Origin of the sequence: Rothia sp. HMSC078H08 (genome assembly GCF_001808955.1) — a bacterium.
Lineage (GTDB): Bacteria > Actinomycetota > Actinomycetes > Actinomycetales > Micrococcaceae > Rothia.
Window position 1 is genome coordinate 1 of the sequence record NZ_KV795243.1, and the last position, 17,613, is coordinate 17,613.

The 17,613-nt window shown below is 61.9% G+C and carries 12 protein-coding genes; 8 read left to right on the forward strand and 4 right to left on the reverse strand.

Annotated elements, in window-relative coordinates:
- The first annotated feature begins 134 nt into the window (after positions 1–134).
- Together HMPREF2528_RS01140 and HMPREF2528_RS01145 are read left to right on the forward strand one after the other, a co-directional pair.
- On the forward strand, positions 135–1,136 hold the full coding sequence (locus HMPREF2528_RS01140) for an aldo/keto reductase (RefSeq protein ID WP_049338317.1): 1,002 nt from the start codon (positions 135–137) through the stop codon (positions 1,134–1,136).
- 155 nt (positions 1,137–1,291) lie between these two features.
- Positions 1,292–2,803: a sugar porter family MFS transporter gene (locus tag HMPREF2528_RS01145; protein ID WP_256387653.1), complete on the forward strand. Its 1,512-nt coding sequence runs from the start codon at positions 1,292–1,294 to the stop codon at positions 2,801–2,803.
- 84 nt (positions 2,804–2,887) lie between these two features.
- Here HMPREF2528_RS01145 and HMPREF2528_RS01150 read toward each other — a convergent pair whose 3' ends face one another.
- Positions 2,888–3,181, reverse strand: a complete 294-nt coding sequence (locus HMPREF2528_RS01150; protein ID WP_049346494.1) for a type II toxin-antitoxin system prevent-host-death family antitoxin — start codon at positions 3,179–3,181, stop codon at positions 2,888–2,890.
- A 48-nt stretch (positions 3,182–3,229) separates the two neighbouring features.
- Here HMPREF2528_RS01150 and HMPREF2528_RS09215 point away from each other — a divergent pair, with 48 nt between their 5' ends.
- Positions 3,230–3,379: a type II toxin-antitoxin system RelE family toxin gene (locus HMPREF2528_RS09215; protein ID WP_239664826.1), complete on the forward strand. Its 150-nt coding sequence runs from the start codon at positions 3,230–3,232 to the stop codon at positions 3,377–3,379.
- Between the two features lie 219 nt (positions 3,380–3,598).
- The gene (locus HMPREF2528_RS01155; RefSeq protein WP_049327433.1) at positions 3,599–4,810 is read left to right on the forward strand and encodes a cytochrome P450; all 1,212 of its coding nucleotides are present in this window, start codon (positions 3,599–3,601) and stop codon (positions 4,808–4,810) included.
- A 188-nt stretch (positions 4,811–4,998) separates the two neighbouring features.
- Here HMPREF2528_RS01155 and HMPREF2528_RS09300 read toward each other — a convergent pair whose 3' ends face one another.
- Together HMPREF2528_RS09300 and HMPREF2528_RS01165 are read right to left on the reverse strand one after the other, a co-directional pair.
- On the reverse strand, positions 4,999–5,895 hold the full coding sequence (locus HMPREF2528_RS09300; RefSeq protein ID WP_070505730.1) for a lytic transglycosylase domain-containing protein: 897 nt from the start codon (positions 5,893–5,895) through the stop codon (positions 4,999–5,001).
- Between the two features lie 328 nt (positions 5,896–6,223).
- Complete coding sequence (locus HMPREF2528_RS01165; protein ID WP_070505732.1) at positions 6,224–9,124, reverse strand: multicopper oxidase domain-containing protein; 2,901 nt, start codon at positions 9,122–9,124, stop codon at positions 6,224–6,226.
- Positions 9,125–9,440: 316 nt separating this feature from the next.
- On the opposite strand from HMPREF2528_RS01165, the gene HMPREF2528_RS01170 reads away from it, so the two are divergent.
- Together HMPREF2528_RS01170 and HMPREF2528_RS01175 are read left to right on the forward strand one after the other, a co-directional pair.
- Positions 9,441–10,829: a glycosyltransferase 87 family protein gene (locus tag HMPREF2528_RS01170; RefSeq protein ID WP_070505734.1), complete on the forward strand. Its 1,389-nt coding sequence runs from the start codon at positions 9,441–9,443 to the stop codon at positions 10,827–10,829.
- Positions 10,826–12,418, forward strand: coding sequence for a glycosyltransferase 87 family protein (locus HMPREF2528_RS01175; RefSeq protein ID WP_246823839.1), 1,593 nt, complete (start codon positions 10,826–10,828; stop codon positions 12,416–12,418). The genes HMPREF2528_RS01170 and HMPREF2528_RS01175 overlap by 4 nt, the downstream gene beginning before the upstream one ends.
- 206 nt (positions 12,419–12,624) lie before the next feature.
- Here the strand turns inward: HMPREF2528_RS01175 and HMPREF2528_RS01180 are convergent, their stop codons facing one another.
- Complete coding sequence (locus HMPREF2528_RS01180) at positions 12,625–14,793, reverse strand: hypothetical protein (RefSeq protein ID WP_070541680.1); 2,169 nt, start codon at positions 14,791–14,793, stop codon at positions 12,625–12,627.
- Between the two features lie 242 nt (positions 14,794–15,035).
- On the opposite strand from HMPREF2528_RS01180, the gene HMPREF2528_RS01185 reads away from it, so the two are divergent.
- A complete protein-coding gene (locus HMPREF2528_RS01185; protein WP_070541683.1) occupies positions 15,036–16,016 on the forward strand; it encodes a CPBP family intramembrane glutamic endopeptidase in 981 nt (326 codons plus the stop codon).
- A 144-nt stretch (positions 16,017–16,160) separates the two neighbouring features.
- Complete coding sequence (locus tag HMPREF2528_RS01190) at positions 16,161–17,468, forward strand: M18 family aminopeptidase (protein WP_049341167.1); 1,308 nt, start codon at positions 16,161–16,163, stop codon at positions 17,466–17,468.
- The last annotated feature ends 145 nt before the right edge of the window (positions 17,469–17,613 follow it).

Consider the following 17,613-nt stretch of genomic DNA (forward strand, 5'->3'; position numbering starts at 1 on the left):
GTGGGTGTGTGGTGGAGCAAGGAACCTACCGGGACCTAACGACCGACCCTACATCACGCTTCAGGAAGCTCTTCGCCTCCCAACTGGAGGGGAAATAACCCCGCAACATACCCACACAACGTAGAGTTAAAAGCATGGAACGTATTGAATCTCCCGTCTACCGCAGGCTCGGCAACTCCGGCCTCGTCGTACCCAGCGTCGGCATCGGCTGCAACAACCTCGGCCGCCCCGGCACCCCCACCCGCACCCAAGAAGGCACCAACGAAGTCATCGCCGCCGCAGTCGACGCCGGCATCAGCTTCTTCGACATCGCCGACCTCTACGGCGCCGAACCCGGCCTCTCAGAAACCATGTTCGGCACCGCCCTCACCCAGCTCGGCCTCGACCGCGACGAACTGACCATCGTCACCAAATTCGGTCTGCCCGTCGGCGACCTCAACGGCAACGACCGCAACGCTCGCGGATCCCGCCGCTACATCATGCGCGCCGTCGAAGGTTCCCTCCGCCGCCTCGGCACCGACTACATCGACCTGTACTTCTACCACAGCCCCGACCCCAACACCCCCATTGAAGAAACCCTCAGCGCCCTCGACCAGCTCGTACGCGACGGCAAAGTCCGCTACCTGGGCCACTCCAACTTCTCCGGCTGGCAGCTCGCCCACGCCGAACACTGCGCCCACGAACTCGGCACCGAACGGTTCATCGTCGCTGAAAACCACTACAACCTGCTCGACCGCCGCGCAGAACTCGAAATCCTGCCCGCCGCACGGCACTTCGGCATGGGTGTGCTGCCGTACTTCCCACTCGCTAACGGCCTGCTGACCGGCAAGTACCGCCGCGACAACATTCCCGCCGGTTCGCGCCTGTCCCACTCCAAGAAGAACGTGCTCGACGCCGCCAACTGGGACCAGCTCGAAGCCTTCCACAGCTTCTGCACCGAACGCGGCATCACCGAGGTGCAGGCGGCGTTCTCCTGGCTCGCGCAGCAGTCGCCGGTCACCTCCGTCATTGCCGGTGCAACCAGCGCCGAACAGGTGCGCGCCAACGCACAGGCGGCATGCCTGCGCTTCGACGCTGAGGACCTCGCCGCCCTGGACGCCATCTTCCCCGCACCCGAGAAGATCGCGCTGTTCTAAACGGTGCTCCTTCTTAAAGGGGCACTCATGCGGTCGCATATGTTGGCCGTAATATACGCTGAAAAATGTCCGTGGTGAGAAATAAATATCACCCGCCGAACGTTTTCGCTAGGATTAGGTGAGGTGCGTCTAACCTGACGCACCTCACCTTACCTATGTACCCACCCCTGCCGCCTGGAACCAACCCGGCGCAACCACCCGCCACCGGCACATCAAAGGACACCATGAGCGCACAGAGCACCGCCTCCACCCTGCCCCCTCTGGGCACCGGGAAGCACAGTCGATACCTCGGCATTATTGCACTCATCGCCACCTTCGGCGGTCTGCTCTTCGGCTACGACACCGGAGTGATCAACGGCGCGCTCGAACCCATGAGCCGCGAACTCGGCATGGACTCCACCGCCCAAGGCTGGGTCACCGGATCGCTCGCCTTCGCCGCCGCTATCGGCGCACTCGGATGCGGCCGCATCTCTGACCGGTTCGGCCGCCGAACCACCATCATTGGGCTCTCCACCATCTTCTTCATTGGTGCCCTGACCTGCGTGTTTGCACCCAATGTCGCCGTACTCATCACCGGACGCACCCTGCTCGGCCTGGCGGTCGGCGGCGCCTCCGCCGTAGTGCCCGTATTCCTCGCAGAGCTCGCACCCTACGAAATTCGAGGCTCCCTCTCCGGCCGCAACGAGCTCATGGTCGTGGGCGGTCAGCTTGCCGCGTTCATCGTGAACGCCCTCATCGGCAACGTATGGGGCGAACACGACGGCGTGTGGCGCTGGATGTTCGCCATCTGCACCCTGCCCGCCATCGGCCTGTTCATCGGTATGCTGCGAGTGCCCGAGTCGCCGCGCTGGCTGCTGCGCGTCGGCAAGCGTGAACAGGCTCTTGAGGTTATGAAGCGCATCCGCTCCGCCGAGCGTGCTGAGGCTGAGATTGCCGATATTGAGCGCACCCTTCAGGCGGAAACCAGCTCCCAGAACGATGCGGCAGCTAAGGAAAGCGTGGGCGTGCGCGGCTGGTTCGTGCGCATCCTGCTCGTCGGTATTCTGGTCGGCGCGGGCCAGCAGCTGACCGGCATCAACTCGATTATGTACTACGGCATTAAGGTGCTCAAGGAAGCTGGTTTCAGCGAATCTGCGGCGCTCATTGCGAATATTGCGCCGGGTACGATTGCGGTGCTCGGCTCCATCCTGTCGCTACGCCTGATGGAGCGTGTACCGCGCCGCGTCATGGTCATTACCGGCTATAGCTCGACCGCGTTTTTCCACGTGCTGATTGCGGGCGCATCCATGCTGCTACCCGCCGATAATGCGGCGCGCCCCTGGATTCTGCTGGTGCTCATCGTCTGCTTTGTGGGCGCGATGCAGACCTGCCTGAACGTGTCCACGTGGGTGATTATGAGTGAGCTGTTCCCTCTGCGTGTGCGTGCGGCGGGTATGGGCATTTCGGCGTTTAGCGGCTGGATGATGAACGGTGTGCTGTCGCTGGCGTTCCCCGTGATTCTGGGTGCGGTCGGTCTGACCGGCTCCTTCATCGGCTTTGCCGTGGTGAACGTGATCATTGCGCTGCTGATGTTCCGCAACCTGCCGGAGACTCGCGGCGTGAGCCTGGAGCAGGTGGAGCGCGGCGTGATGGACGGTAGCATCTACCCCTCCGCGCGCAAGCGCTAGACCCGGCGGGTTTTTAGGCAAGAATGAGGCGGGCGGCCCCCCCCCGGTGGAGGTGCCGCCCGCCTTGCAATATGCGTTGAATGACTAGTCTGCAGGGTTCTCTGCAGGGTTCTCTTCAAGGAACTCGTCGAGGCCGATGCGGTAGCCGTCATCTTCGGTGCGTGCCTTACGAAGAGCCTCAATGTCGAGGAGCTCTTCGTACTCTTCCAGCAGCTTCAAATCTTCGTAGGAGATGAGCGCGGCAACAGTCTTACCATTGCGGCTGATGAGGGGACGTTCGCCGGAGAACACGGCTTCGTTGACTTTGGTTCCGAGGTTGTCGCGGAGTTCTTTAAGAGTCGTGACATTGGAACGAGTCCGGTGAGTGGTAACAGTCATGACTGGTTCCTTTCTGGGGTTTGTCCGTTAGCTCCGAGGATAGTTCCTGTGCAGGTTCTATTCAAGGGGCCGCAGTGCGAAGAAGGGTACAGGGCACGAGTAGGGAATTACCGCATTCTGTACACCATTGATAACGGGGCGGTTGTTGTTGAAGTTTTCCGAGTCGGGCATCGGCGAGAAGTCTACCGCGGCCTATAGAGTGAGTCAGCGTGATGGGTTGTAGTGCTGCCCCGACCGCGCTGTTCGTTGAATGAGAAGCAAGGAACCCCTACCCTGCGCCACCACCCCTTAAGTGATACGGTCGAAGAACAAGTAATGGATTCACGTGCTGAAATGCACGCCCGACCCTGCCCCACGCGCATCGCCCGGACGCCCGCATCCAGCACGCCACAACTCTATAACGAACACGGGTGAACAATGACTGAGAACGTACACAACGACTGGGACCTCCGAAGCGAAGAGGTCCAGAAGGACCAGGTAGCTGCCTACGACGCAATGCGCCGCCGTTGCCCTGTCGCCCACGACGAATTCATGGGCTACTCCGTCTTCAAAAACGCCGACGTACAGCACGTACTCGACCACCCCGAAATCTACTCCAACGTCGTCTCCACCCGCCACATCGCCGTCCCCAACGGCATGGACGCACCCGAACACACCACCTTCCGCGCCGTCAACGACAAGTACTTCACCCCCGAACGCCTCGAAAAGTTCGCACCCGTCATCCGCGACGCCGTGAAGGCCCTCATCGCAGAACTGCCCCGCGGCGAAGAGGTAGACGTCATGCAGGGCTTCGGTCAGGCATACGCAATGCGTGTGCAGAACGCCTTCATGGGCTGGCCCGCATGCCTCGAACAGCCCCTCACCGAATGGATCGAAAAGAACCGCGTCGCCACCCTGCGCCGCGACCGCGAAGAAATCGCTAAGGTCGCCCTCGAATTCGACGGCTACATCCGCCAGCTCCTCGACGAACGCCGCGAGGACGCTGCCGCCGGCAACCCTAAGGACGTCACCGCCGAACTGCTCACCGACACCGTGCAGCTGCCCGGCGAAGAACCCCGTACCATGACCGACGAAGAAATCGTCAGCCTCATCCGCAACTGGACCGTGGGTGAGCTGTCCACCGTCTCCGCAACCGTGGGTGTATTCGTCAACTTCCTGGCACGCAACCGCGCCGAGCAGGACCGCCTGCGTGCATCCCTCGCCGACGGCAACGCACTCGATGACCGCAGCGAAATCGCCCTCGCCGTCGAAGAAATCATGCGACTCGAAGACACCCTCGTCACCAACCGCCGCATCACCACTCAGGACACCGAACTCGGCGGCCGCACCCTGCCCGCTGGCTCCCGCGTGACCATCAACTGGGCAAGCGCCAACCGCGACGAGGACGCCTTCGAAGACGCCCTCACCTACAACCCGCACCGCGACCAGTCCCGCAACCTCGTGTACGGCGACGGCATCCACGTCTGCCCCGGTGCGCCCCTGGCACGCCTGGAACTGCGCATCCTGCTCGAGGAGTTGCTGCGCGGCACCGAGTCCATTGAGATCGCGGACGAGAGCGAGAAGCCCGCAACCGTGAACGCTGTGTACCCGGTCTCCGGCTACTCGGTCGTGCGCGCCATCTTCAACTAGGCACGCTCCAGCTCTAAAAAGTGCGAGGCGCCGAACCCCGAGAATGGGGGTCGGCGCCTCGCGCTGTTAAGAGTAAATATAAGAGTGAATAGTAGGGGAGCGGTGGCCGGTATCAGCCGCTCACTATAGATAAAACGGAATATTCCCTGACGGCTATATAGCCTAGTGGACTATCCAAAAAGCTGAATTTAGCGGCCGGAACTCGTTGCCGAAGGCTTCACCGAAGAACCCGCAGAACCGCTCGCAGACGGACGAGCCGAAGCGCTTGCAGATGCCGAGGCGGAAACCTCCGCCGCCGCGCTCGCCGACTCCTCGGTGGACAGCGGCGTACCGTCCGCATGCACACCAGCCATCGCCGGAGTCACACCATTCACGAAGCTCAACTTCGCCTGCTTGAACTGGTACTCGGGAGAGCAGGTCAGCTTGTACTTGGTATCCGCCAGCTCGCGAATCGACTTCACATAATTCTGAGTCTCCTCATACGGGGGAACACCGCCGTACTTCTCCACAGAACCCGGACCCGCGTTATAACCGGCGAGAACCACATCCTGCAGCTCATCCTCATTGGAGGCGTACTTCACCAAACGAGTACGCAACTCACCCAGGTAGCGTGCCTGCGCCGCAATCGCATCGTGCGGGTTCAGAACATTACCGCCATTGCCGAAGCTGTAGTGCCCGCCGCTCCACGCATCATCAGTGAACTGTGCAATACCCTTAGCGCCCTGGTGGGACACAACGCCCACACGCCAGTGGCTCTCAGTCTCAATCTGCGCCGCCAGCACGCCGGGGCGGAAACCCGCCACCTTAGAGCCCTCCTCAAAATCGGATCGGAGAGCCGCCGGAGCATACGAAAGCTCCGTCATACCGCAATAGTCGTCATAGGTGGCCGCCAGGCCGGCAACACCGCCACCCAAAAGAACCGCAGAGGCAATAATCTGCCAATGCGCAAGTGCCCCGGCGAGAAAGCGAAGCGGGAAAGCTTTACGCTGCCGAGGGGAAGTCTGTGCGTCCGCCGAAGCGGAGGTGTGGTTGTTGGCGCCCGTAGCGCTGCGCTCGGAAGAGGCGCTCGAAGTGCTATCTGCCATTCCTATAGACTAGCGCACCATGCCCGCTCCTGGCTAAGAAAAGTTCGCCCATGAGGCTAAAAGCATAGTTCGCCGATGTGCGTGAAGGCTCCTGCTGGGGCGTGTGCAGGCGTGTGCAGGGGCTCTGGGCTGGCTCTGTATCGGCTCTGTAGGGGCTTGTGCGGGGCAGAAAGACGGCGCCGAAAGGCGGCACAGCAAGACAGCGCAGAAAGACCCCGCCCGGCGCATCCATTCGCAGGATGCACCGGGCGGGGTCGACCTCTCACGGGGCGCTAGAAGCGCCAGCGTGAGGGTTTAGCGGGCAGCCACTACTAGCGGTCAGTGACTATTAGCGGTCAGTGACCACGATCTTGCCGGCGGCACCGCGCTCCATCTCCGAGAAGGAGTGGTTCACGAACGTGTACGTGCCAGACTCTAGGAACTGCATCTCCACGAAGCCGCCCTGAGCGGGCGCCAAATCGAGTGCCTGGCTGTGGCCGTCACGGCTACCGAATGCGTCCGCGCCGCGGCGCATCAGGTAGCCGCCCTCCTTGTAGACCGTGTCGAATTGCGAACCGACCACGTGGAAGCTCGTGCCGTGGTTCGGGCCCGCAGCCATTACCCAAACACGGATACGCTCGCCCTTCTTCACCTGCAGCGGCTTCGCCTTGTACTGGGTTGCGTGGCCGTTGAACATGGTCAGCGTGGGGGTGCCCGCCGCAATCAGCTCCGGCGAGTTCTCCGCCAGCTTGTTACCGTCGGAGGCGGTCTTGCCGGTGTCGTGCAGGTACGCCTCGCCCTGAACCATCACGTACTCATGATCGACCGGGTCAAGGTCCGCCGGGTCAATGATGACCGCGCCGTACATGCCCTGGGTCATGTGCAGGCTCAGCGGGGCGGTGCCGCAGTGGTACAGCCAGATACCGGCACCCTTCGCCTCAAAACGGTAGACGAGACGCTCACCGGGGGCGATGGTCTTCATCGTGTTATCGGGGGACACCATGCCCGCGTGGAAGTCCAGCGAGTGGCCCATCGTGCCGTTATTGATGAGTGTAATTTCAAAAATGTCGCCGACCTTGCCGCGCAGAATCGGTGCCATGTTCTGCCCGTTGAACGTCCACATGTGAACGGTCACGCCGGGCGCCACCTCGCGGTCGACTTCCTCAACTTCCAGGGTGACCTTGCGGACGGTCTTGCCGTTCACCTGCGTGGCGGTGTTCGGTGCCGGGATGTTCGGGTCGCGGTACTTGTAGCCGCTGCCGGGCGCTGCGGACATGTCAATCCTGCTGTTCGCAACGGTCATGAGGGTCGGGGTGCTACCCGACGCCGCGTGGTTGTGGGTGCCCGCAGAACCGTGGTTGTGGCCGCCCTGCGCCACCTGGTTTGCGGAGGCGCCGGTCGCCTTCACCTTAAACACCATGCCCAGGGAGCGGTGGCCCGCTACGGAGCAGTAGGCTTCCTGGTCGGCGCTGATGATGCCGGCGTCGACGGTTTTCGTTTCGCCGGGGTTGATGGTGCCGGTGGTTGCGCCGTTGTCGAAGGTCAGGTCGTGGGTCATGCTCTGGTCGTCGTTGGTGACCTCGACGACCAGGCGGTTACCTGCGGGGACCTCCACCTCGGCGGGGGTGAAACGGTAGTTGCTGGTCGCCTTCACCTGCACGGTGGTGGTCTGACCGGTTGCAGCCACGGAACCTGCCGAGGAGAACGACGGCAGGTTCAGCGCGGACGGGTTCACGGCGAAGCCCAGCAGGAACGCCATGGCAACCGCCAACGCCGCCTGGAAGCTCTGCTTGGCATGCGGGACGGGCTCCGGGGTGAGCGCCTCCTGGTTGAAGACGGGCTTCTCGCCGCGGGCGCGTGCTGCCATCATTTCCTTGCGGGTATTCACGGACGCCTTCACGCCGCGCACCATCAGCGGAATGAACGCCATGAGCGCCAACGCACCCACGATAGCGACGGCAATCTTAATGGACTGGCCCACCATGGAGCTGGGCATCATGAAGATGAGCAGCGCCAGGTTCACGGCGGTCACGCGGGCAGCAGCAAAACGGCTGAACTCCTTGTTGGAGGCGCGAACCACCGCAGGGCCACCGCCCATACGCTGGGGGAGCAGGTAGCTCATCGCGCCGAGCAGCAGCTGCAGCAGGAAGCCGACCACAAAGATGGGGGTCACGGCGCGCATGTCCAGCTGCGCGAAGGGGACGGTCGCCACCAGGTAGGCGGTCGCTGCTACACCAACAATCAGCCAGAGGAAGCCCATACCGACGCTCATGGGCGGGTACTCGTTCGGGCGCTTGGTGCGCAGGGTACGCACCATCACCCAGGCGACAATCAGCAGGGCAACCAGGTAGACGACCAGGCCGGCAGCAGCAAGCGGACGCATCCCAAAAATCGCGCCGATCAGCGACAATACCAGGCCGCCGCACATCAGGTACAGGGCACGCAGACTGTGGGTGAGCGCCTTATCAACCATCTTCGTGCGCAGCATGGTCGGCCAGAACGTCACCAGCGTACCCACCGCGGTAATACCGACGAAGCCGAGCACGTTCACTGCCTCGTGCGCGAGCAGGAACTGCGAATGCAGGGTGCCGGACAGGTTCGGGTAGGCAATCATGCCGCCAAACGCCGCACCGAGAGGCAGCAGCAGCGCCGCAACAATGTAGAAGCGAATGGTCACACCGAACCGCGACGGCAGAGCCTGACGCACCTGCTTCAGCAGGTAGATGCCGTGCCAGGCGACCATCGAACCGACAATGAGGGCGCCCACCACCGTGGCGGCGTAGAGGCCAGGCACGCTCAGCTGACCGACCATGCCGATCATGAGCACGAGAATACCGGCGTTCAGAATGAAGATGCGGCGCACCTGGGTTCCGCGGTGCTCGTCAGGAATCTTGATTTTCATGAGCGCCTCAGTGAAATGCTGAGACCAAATCAGAATCGAGTTCGTAATCAGACCGAGGGTGACAATGTGCACCAGCAGCCAGCCGCTATTCGGGATGAACTTATGCAACAGAAGCACGGCGACAAGGGTAAACATCCAGTGAGAGACCGGCTTGGAGGCGCGACGGTGCCACGTACCGCGACCGGATGCGCGGCGTGCAATCTCTTCGGGGGTGAGGTTCGCGCCGGGCACATCAGCCGGGCGCGCGCCAATGCTCAGGCCGGAGGAGCCGCCTCCGGAGACGTTTGCGCCTGCGGGCTTGCCGCTCGTGTTCTCACCTTCGGGTGGGGTGCCGAGATGTTCACTCACGTGATCACTGCTTTCACTGCTGGTTGTTCGTGGACGTCGGTGTGCGGGTCGGCACCCGGTACCCCTGCGGTGGGGTGGGTGCCAATAAGCCCATTATATTGCCCGGATAGTACCAATTTTGAAGACATGACGTGCATATGAAGGCGGCTCATATCGTGATAGTTGTGCCTGCGCGCTCGAGCGGTTCTCCCCCTGTGAATCTTCTCTCCAATGCACCCTTCACAGGTGCGCGCGATAAACTATTAGGATTCCAAAATCAGATGCCCGCCCACCCTACGCGCGCATCCGCCGGCACCAAGGTAAGGACAAACACCTCGTGACAAGGACTGACTCCACCACCCCCATCTGGGGAAAAATCGCTATTGTGGCACTCATCCTCATTGTTGGCGGTGGATACGTCGTCAAAATGCTCACCAACCCCTTCAGCGGTATGGACTTCTCCATTTACCGTCTGGGTGCGATGACCATTTTCGATAACGAGGGCTTTACCCAGGACCTATACTCCCCGACCCTGAACGATCACGGCGTGATTAAGCCGCCGTTCACGTACCCGCCGTTCGCGGCGATGCTGTTCTTGCCGTTCGCTTTTATTCCGCTGGAAGTTGGCAAGGTCATTATGGTGGTCGGTTCGGCTGTGGTGGCGTGGTGGATTTCCACGATCATTTACAACTATGTGAATGCGCGCGGTCGCGAACTGCCCCTGCAGCAGTACTTTGGTCGTGCGGGCACGATTGCGGTGCTGACTATTCTGGTGGTTTCGGCGGGGCCGTGGCAGCGCACCCTGGACCTGATTCAGATTAACCCGTTCATTACGGCGCTGATTCTTGCCGATTTTGTGCGCCCGGCGACCCGCGTGCCGCGTGGCGTGCTCATTGGTATTGCGGGCGGCGTGAAGCTGACCCCGCTCGTGTTTGGCCTGATTCTGCTGGTCCGCCGCGACTGGAAGGGCATTGCGACCCTGGGTGCGACGTTCTTTGGCACCATCGCGTTGGGCTTCATTCTGATGCCTAAGGACGCGCCGGAGTTCTGGTTCTCTGCGCTGACGAACCCCTCCCGTGTGGGTGGACTGAACTTTGTGGATAACGTCTCGATTCAGGGTTGGCTGCTGCACTTTGGTCTCTCTGAGAGCGCCGCGAAGCCCGTCTACTACGCCCTGGCGCTGGTCACGATTGGGCTGACTGCCGCGCTGCTGTACCAGCTGGAACGCCGCGGTGCCGCGCTGGCGCAGGTGGCGGTGACCGCCTCCCTGATGGTGGCGCTGTCGCCGATTAGCTGGTCGCACCACAACGTGCTGCTGCCCCTGCTGGCTGCCGTGTTCATCATGGATGCGTTCCCCACCTATTTTGCGGTTCAGCCGGCGTGGCTGCGGGTGACAGCGACCGTGTTCGCGGTGGTTGCCGTGCTGGGCCTGTACCTGTCGCCGATTAGGATTGCGTCCTGGTTCCACGGTAGCGCTGATGGTTTGGAACAGCTGGCCCCGGGCGCGTTGGCGGTTTCGGCTATTCCCGCGTTCTGCCTATGGGTGACGATGACGCTCTGGTCTGTTGCCGCTCTGAGCGCGCCGGTGCGTGGTGCGAAGGTTGAGCCCGTGCAGTACGGTTCCGTGCGTAGCGATGCGCCTCTGGGCTGGTGGGGCGCTCGCGCCCTGGTGTCCGAGAGCGCCCAGTCTGTGCGTGCCGCTGCTTCTCGTGAGGCAACCGCGTGAGCCGCGACAAGGAGCTAGAAAAGACCCCTGTGAATACTGATAAGAACACCGCGAAGAGCGTAGTGAAGACCGCGGAGAATACCGAGGCGGTAGCACCTATAATCCCGTGGGCTTCGGCTTCTGTTGCTGAATCCGCGCCGGCTGTTGAGAGCGCTGAGCCCGTTGAGGAGCCCGCCGCAGAGGCAGCCGCAGCTCCGGCAACCACCGCGGAAAAAGCGGCAAAGGAAGAAGTCGCCGAAGAAACCGCGAAACAGCCCACAAAACCTGCGCGTCCAGGTTTCTTTGACCGCATCCCCGGCATGCGTAGCGGCGCTCTCTGGGCGCACCTGCTGTTCATCCTGGTTGCCCTCTACGCCTTCGACTACGTGACGCACGCGGCGGCTGACGATATTTACGTGTACCGCCTGGGTGCGGTCTCCCTCGCGGACGGCCCGGACGGCTACCAGCTGTACACCTTCCGCACGCGCGGCCTGCCGTTCACCTACCCACCGTTTGCGGCGTTGCTCTTCTACCCGCTCGCGTTCCTCACCGAGCCGCAGAGCATGCTGCTGATTACCGCCATTATTTGCGCGCTCTGCTACTGGTGCGCGTACCTGTTGTACTCCTACGCGCGTAGCCGCTCGTGGCGTCTGCCGTTGCAGAAGCACCTGGGTCATTGGGGTATGGTGTCGCTGATTGCGGCGCTGATTTGGATGTGCGGCCCGTGGCGTTTGACCACGCATTTTGGGCAGATTAACGCCATCATTCTGATGCTGATTCTCGCCGATTTTATGCGCCCGGCAACCCGCGTTCCGCGCGGTGTGCTGCTGGGTATTGCGGCGGGTATTAAGCTGACCCCGCTCGCGTTCGGTCTGCTGCTGCTCATGCGTAAGGACTGGAAGGGCATCGCGACCCTGGGTGCCAGCTTCGCTGCGACCGTGGGTATCGGCTTCCTGGTGATCCGTGAGGAGTCGCTGACGTTCTGGTTCCACGCGGTGCGTGACACTTCGCGTGTGGGCTGGTTCAGCTACTTCGATAACGTGTCGATTATGGGTACGCTGACCCATGCGGGCCTGCAGCATCACCTGACGGCTACCGCCCTGTCGGTGGTGCAGGTGGCGTTGACTCTGCTGATTGTGCTGGTCACGGCGGTTCTGCTGATTCCGCTGATTCGTGCCCGCGCGCTCATGGCGCAGCTGGCGCTGACCGCGTTCATGATGTTGCAGATTTCGCCGATTAGCTGGTCGCACCACAACACCTGGTACCCGCTGATGCTCGCCGCCGTGGTCATGGAAATCTTCCCGCTCATGTACCAGTGGGTCAGCTCCTTCGTCTTCACGCTGGCTGTTATCTTGGCGACTGCGGCGCTGGTGGGCATGTACATTTCGCCGTTCTGGATCGTGCTGGCGCTCTCCCCGCACTTCAACGCGGATCAGATTCTGATGGTGCCCGAAGGCTCCCTGGGTCTGATGGCTGGCACCATGCCGTACCAGCTGATGTACCTGTTTATTCTGGTGACGTTCTTTGTGTACCTGGCGAATCGTCAGCTGGTGGAGCGTGCGGCACGTGCCGCGGGCGCCGAGCTGGCGGAGGCGAAGTACTCCCGCTAAAGAAACCGCCCGCTCACGGCGGCTGCCCGCTCGAGGCGGTCGCTCGCCCGCGGCGGCGGGCGCATCCAGCAGGGCGTAAGCCCACCGGACAGAACCTCAGAGCATAGCCTCCCGGTATAAAAACCGGCATAAAAATATCCCCCGCACCTATCACGGGTGCGGGGGATACTTTTATACCCAGCCTGCTGACCTAGTCAGTCACGCTGTTAGTTAGTGCCGATGCTCCAAGTAATGTTGGAGTCGGTACGAACCTGCATGTAGCTCTTGTTGCTCTGAACCCACTGCATGCTGCTCTTCACGGTCGGAATGGTCGAGGAGAAGAACGGGTCGTTCTTGGTCGCGTTCAGAACGGTGAAGCCGCGGGTGGTCGGGCCGCTGGTCTGGAACTCCATGGTTGCCTCGGTGCCTTCGTAGGTGAAAGCGTAGTAGTTCATGGTGCTCTGGAACTTCTCACCCTTCTTGTAGTGGGGTGCGGAGTCTGCGTCGTAGACGCGGATGGTCCACTCGCCCTTACCGGTCAGCTCCAGCTTGCGGGTGGGGGTGGAGTGGCCGCTCGCGTCAATCCATGCGGTGCCCTTGAGCTCCTTGCCGTCGCGGGTGGAGTCGAGAACGCTCAGACCTGCGGTGATGTTGCCCTTGTCGTCACGGCTGGTGATGAAGGCGTTAACCACACCGTCTGCGGGCTTGAACTCGTAGTAGAGCAGGCCTGCGGACACATCGCCCTTGATCTTCTCAATGTCGATGGTGTCCTTATTATCGGCGACGGTCTTCTTGTATTCCTTGAACTCACCCTCGGGCATCTTCGCTTCAGCAGCAGCAACCGGCGCTGCCGAAGAAGCCGAAGCCGCGCTCTCAGATGCGGGCGCTGCGGAAGAAGCCTCAGAGGATGCCGCCGCGGAGGACGCCTCAGCGGAAGTAGCCGCCGCGCTCGCCGACTCGGAAGAAGCGGAGGCGGGGTTCGAGCCGCCACGCGGAATCAGCATGACAATCGCCAGGATGAGAACAATCAGCAGAGCCAGCGCACCACCGATAACACCCCAAATCTTAGTGCCGGAGAACAGACCCTTCTTCTCGGAGTCGTCCTCGCCCTGACCTGCAGGCTCGGTGACGTAGGGGTTGCTCAGTGCCACGGTTGCCTGGTCCTGATCGGACACCTGACCTGCGTAGGGCTGCTGAGCGTTGTACGGTTGACCCTGGTAGGGGTTGCCCTGGTACTGACCGCCCTGGACGTTCTGGCCGTCCTGGAAGCCCTGACCCTGGAAACCCTGGCCCTGGTACTGGCCACCCTGGAAGTTCTGGCCCTGGAAGCCCTCACCCTGGAAACCATCAGCCTGGTTCGGCTGGAAGCCGTTCGGCGCCTGACCCGCCGGGATGAACTGTGCGTTCTGGCCGGGCTGCATGTTCTGACCGGGCTGTTCCGAGAGGTTCACGGTACGCTCGGACAGGTTGACGGTGCGCTCGGTTTCGGGGGTGTGGAACTCAACGAGCGGGGAGCTCTCAATAGTGTGGGGCGCCTCAGCAGCGGGTGCCTCAGCCGCGGGAGCCTCAACGATGGGCTCAGATACCGGTTCAGCTGCCGCCGGTGCCTCGGGGGCAACCTCGGCGACGGGCTCAACAACAACGGGCTCTGCAACAGGTTCGGAAACGACCGGCTCAGAAGCGGCGGGCTCGGAAACAGCAGGCTCGGACAGTGCCGGCTCAGCAACCGGAGCCTCAACAACGTGCGCCTCAACGGGCTGCTCGGAAGCAGCCTGCTCAGCAACAACAGGCTCGACAACCGGCGCTACGGGAGCCTCAGCAGCGGGCTCTGCATCTGCAGGCTCTTCAACTGCGGAAGACTGGGATGCGAGAACCTGCTCGGGCAGAGCGGTGCCGGTCAGCGGAACCTGAGTCAGGTGACGCATCGGCTTGGGCTCGGAGGACTCCTCAGCGGACTCAGCCTGGGACGCCTCAACGTGGGGCGCCTCTACCTGCTGTGCCTCAACGTGGGATGCCTCAGCCTGGGGTGCTGCCGCCTCCGGAACCTCGACGACCTGCTCACCTTCGAGCTCAGCGGCGAGCTGCTCCAGGTCAACGTCCTCAACGGTCAGCGGTGCTGCAGCTTCGGCGGGCTGCTCAGCCTCAACAGCGGGCTCAGCAACTACAGGCTCAGTAACCTGCTCAGCGGGAGCCGCCTCGGCAGCGGGCTCCTCGGGAATCAGCGGCTCAATAGTAGCCTCTTCAACCTGAATGGGTTCGGGCTCGGGCTCTTCGACCCACAGCTGCCAGCCTTCAGGAACGGGACCCCACGCGGGGTCGGGGCGCCACGTAGGAGTGGGGGCCCATCCAGCAGGAGGAGCGGGCCAGTTGGGCGGCGGATTGAAGACGAGTGCCATAAGAAAGCAGCCTTTCTGGTGCTGAAAAAACACCCCGGAAGAGCGGTCATCAGCGACTATGTATATGAGCGTATTATCGCTACAAATTATGGCATAGGTTCAGAAAATGAACCCCGTGAATGGTAGGTTTTTAGCCTTATTCACGGCTTTTTCAATGGTTTTGGAACATTCCGTATCAATCGGCACTTGAAGGTTTCCGTATGCCCGGTCACCATCGACCCCGCGGAGGCTAGGATTAAAGAATGAACACTACACCGCCTCCCGCACCCCCGCAGGTAGCCGCCGGAACCCCCGCTGCTCCTGCGCCTGTTGCAGGTCTTGCCTACCACCGTCTCTCCCACGCCGACCCGAAATCCCGCTGGTTCTCACCCCTGCTGGAAGGTCTGCTCGGTGTCGCCGTATTTATTGGCCTCAACCTGATCATTTCAGTTGCCCTGGCTGCGACGATTATGGGTTCGGGACTTTCCCTCCAGGATGTAGCTACGAACCGCGCCGTCATTATGGAACACCCGGCGCTGTTCGCGCTGACGTTCCTCTCCCTTATCGCGATTGTGCCTTCGCTCTTTCTGGCGCGCCTGGTCGTGGGTCCGAAGCCCTGGGGTCTGATCCATTCGGTGGCGGGTCGTCTGCGCCGCTCGCTACTGCTTCCGTACCTGGGTTTGAGCTTCGCTGTCTACGGCATCTACTACGCCGTGATGCTGGCGTTGAGCGGTGAGAGCCTGCCCGAATACCGCTATTTTCAACCTCCACAGGTTGAATTTTGGGTTTATGTGGCGATGATGCTGCTCCTAGTGCCCGTGCAGTGCTACGCCGAAGAGCTCGCCTACCGCGGCTTCATGATGCAGATGCTGGGCCGCTGGCTCCGCACCCCCTGGCTGCCGATTGTGCTGCCCGCCGTGCTGTTCATGCTCTCCCACGCCTACGACCCCTGGGGTCAGAGCACGATTCTCGCGATGGGTATTTACGCGGGTTTCCTCTGCTGGTACACCGGCGGTCTGGAGGCCTCCATCAGCCTGCACGTGGCAAATAACGTGATCCTGATGCTGCTGTCCATGGTGGCTGGTCTGGATCCGTTCGCCTCCGAGGGTGTGACCCCCGTGGATGCACTGCAGGGCATCGCGCTGGAAGGCGTGTACGTGGTGCTCGCCTGCCTGATCTTCAACGCGCGCGCTCGCCGCGGCGAGGTTTCACGTGAAACACAACCGCTCAAGATTGATAAATAGGCTATTTGGTGGGTTGCTTTAGCCCAGCTGCCCCAGCCCGCCCACCCCGCTCCATGCGAGCCTCACCAGGGCTCATACTCCACACCGCGTGGATTATCGGCCCCGGTCACCCCGTCAACACCCAAGAAAAGGTAGGGTTAAACCATGACTGTTGATGCTGTAAAAAATATTGAAGACCTCGCCGCATTCGTGGCGGAGTCGCCGGTCTCTTACCTCGCCGCGCGCACGGTAGCGCGCCGCCTGCAAGCAGCGGGCTTCACCGAGCTTGTAGAGACCGAAGCATGGGACCCGCAGATTGCAACCGGCCGTCACTTCGTCGTCCGTGACGGCGCGATTATCGCCTGGGCTGGCGGCGCGAAGGCGCAGAAGGCAAGCGGCTACCGTGTGCTGGGTGCGCACACTGACTCGCCCTCCCTGAAGGTCAAGCCTTCCTCCTCCATCACCACGAAGGGCTGGCACCAGATTGCCGTGGAGAACTACGGTGGTGCACTGCTGAACTCCTTCCTGGACCGCGAGCTGTGCGTGGCGGGCCGCCTCACCGTCCTTGAGGGCGGGGAGCTGAAGGACCGCCTGGTGCGCACCGGCGCGATTGCGCGCATCCCGCAGCTGGCGCCGCACCTGGACCACAAGCGTAACGAACTGGTGCTGGACAAGCAGTTCAACATGTACCCCGTGTGGGGCGTGGATCCGGCGGAGAACGACGTGCTCGGCTACATGGCGAAGCACGTGATTGACGGCGAGCCGGTCGACCCGGAAAGCATTGTGGGTTACGACCTGCTGTTCGCTGATTCGCAGCCGCCGCGCCGCTTTGGTGCCGATCAGGAGCTGTTCGCTTCCGGTCGCCTGGATAACCTGTCTTCGGTGCACGCGGGTTTGACCGCCCTGGAACGTTACGTTGCCGATAACGCGGATGAGCACGCCACCGAGACTGTGATGCTTGCGGCGTTTGACCATGAGGAGCTTGGTTCGGAGTCGCGTAGTGGTGCGGCTGGCCCGTTCCTGGAGGATATTCTGGTGCGCCTGTCCGCTGCGCGCGGTGAGAGTACGGAGGAGTACCGCCGTTCGGTGGCGGCGTCGTTCTGCCTGTCCGCTGATGCCGGTCACCTGGTGCACCCGAACTATCAGGGTCACCACGACCCGACCGTGCAGCCGCTGCCCGGTGGTGGCCCGCTGCTGAAGATTAACGCGAACCAGCGTTATGCGACGGATTCGGTGGGTGCTGGAGTGTTTGCGGCGGCGTGCGCGAAGGCTGGTGTGCCGTATCAGGAGTTCGTGTCGAATAACAATATGCCGTGTGGTTCGACGATTGGCCCGATTACGGCGACTCGCCTGGGTATGCGCACCGTGGATGTGGGTATTGGTTTGCTGTCGATGCATTCGATGCGCGAGATGTGCCATGTGGACGATATGGCGTACATGACGCGCGCGGTGGAAGGCTTCTTCCGCCTCTAAATTGAACCCCGCTGAGGTGTGAACAGCTAGGGTGTAGGCGCCGGGAACGTATGGTTCCCGGCGCCCATATTTTTTAAAAATTTTTTTCGGGGAGGGGCCCACAAAGAGTGACGAAGCAAGACGCGATATCTGGGTTTTCCCCGTA

What these genes read in the sequence shown, in the direction of transcription:
- HMPREF2528_RS09300 (WP_070505730.1), bottom strand. Translation starts at nt 5,895, where the DNA reads ATGGCAGATAGCACTTCGAGCGCCTCTTCCGAGCGCAGCGCTACGGGC.
- HMPREF2528_RS01155 (WP_049327433.1), top strand. Translation starts at nt 3,599, where the DNA reads ATGACTGAGAACGTACACAACGACTGGGACCTCCGAAGCGAAGAGGTC.
- HMPREF2528_RS01185 (WP_070541683.1), top strand. Translation starts at nt 15,036, where the DNA reads ATGAACACTACACCGCCTCCCGCACCCCCGCAGGTAGCCGCCGGAACC.
- HMPREF2528_RS01145 (WP_256387653.1), top strand. Translation starts at nt 1,292, where the DNA reads ATGTACCCACCCCTGCCGCCTGGAACCAACCCGGCGCAACCACCCGCC.
- HMPREF2528_RS01140 (WP_049338317.1), top strand. Translation starts at nt 135, where the DNA reads ATGGAACGTATTGAATCTCCCGTCTACCGCAGGCTCGGCAACTCCGGC.
- HMPREF2528_RS01150 (WP_049346494.1), bottom strand. Translation starts at nt 3,181, where the DNA reads ATGACTGTTACCACTCACCGGACTCGTTCCAATGTCACGACTCTTAAA.
- HMPREF2528_RS01180 (WP_070541680.1), bottom strand. Translation starts at nt 14,793, where the DNA reads ATGGCACTCGTCTTCAATCCGCCGCCCAACTGGCCCGCTCCTCCTGCT.
- HMPREF2528_RS01190 (WP_049341167.1), top strand. Translation starts at nt 16,161, where the DNA reads ATGACTGTTGATGCTGTAAAAAATATTGAAGACCTCGCCGCATTCGTG.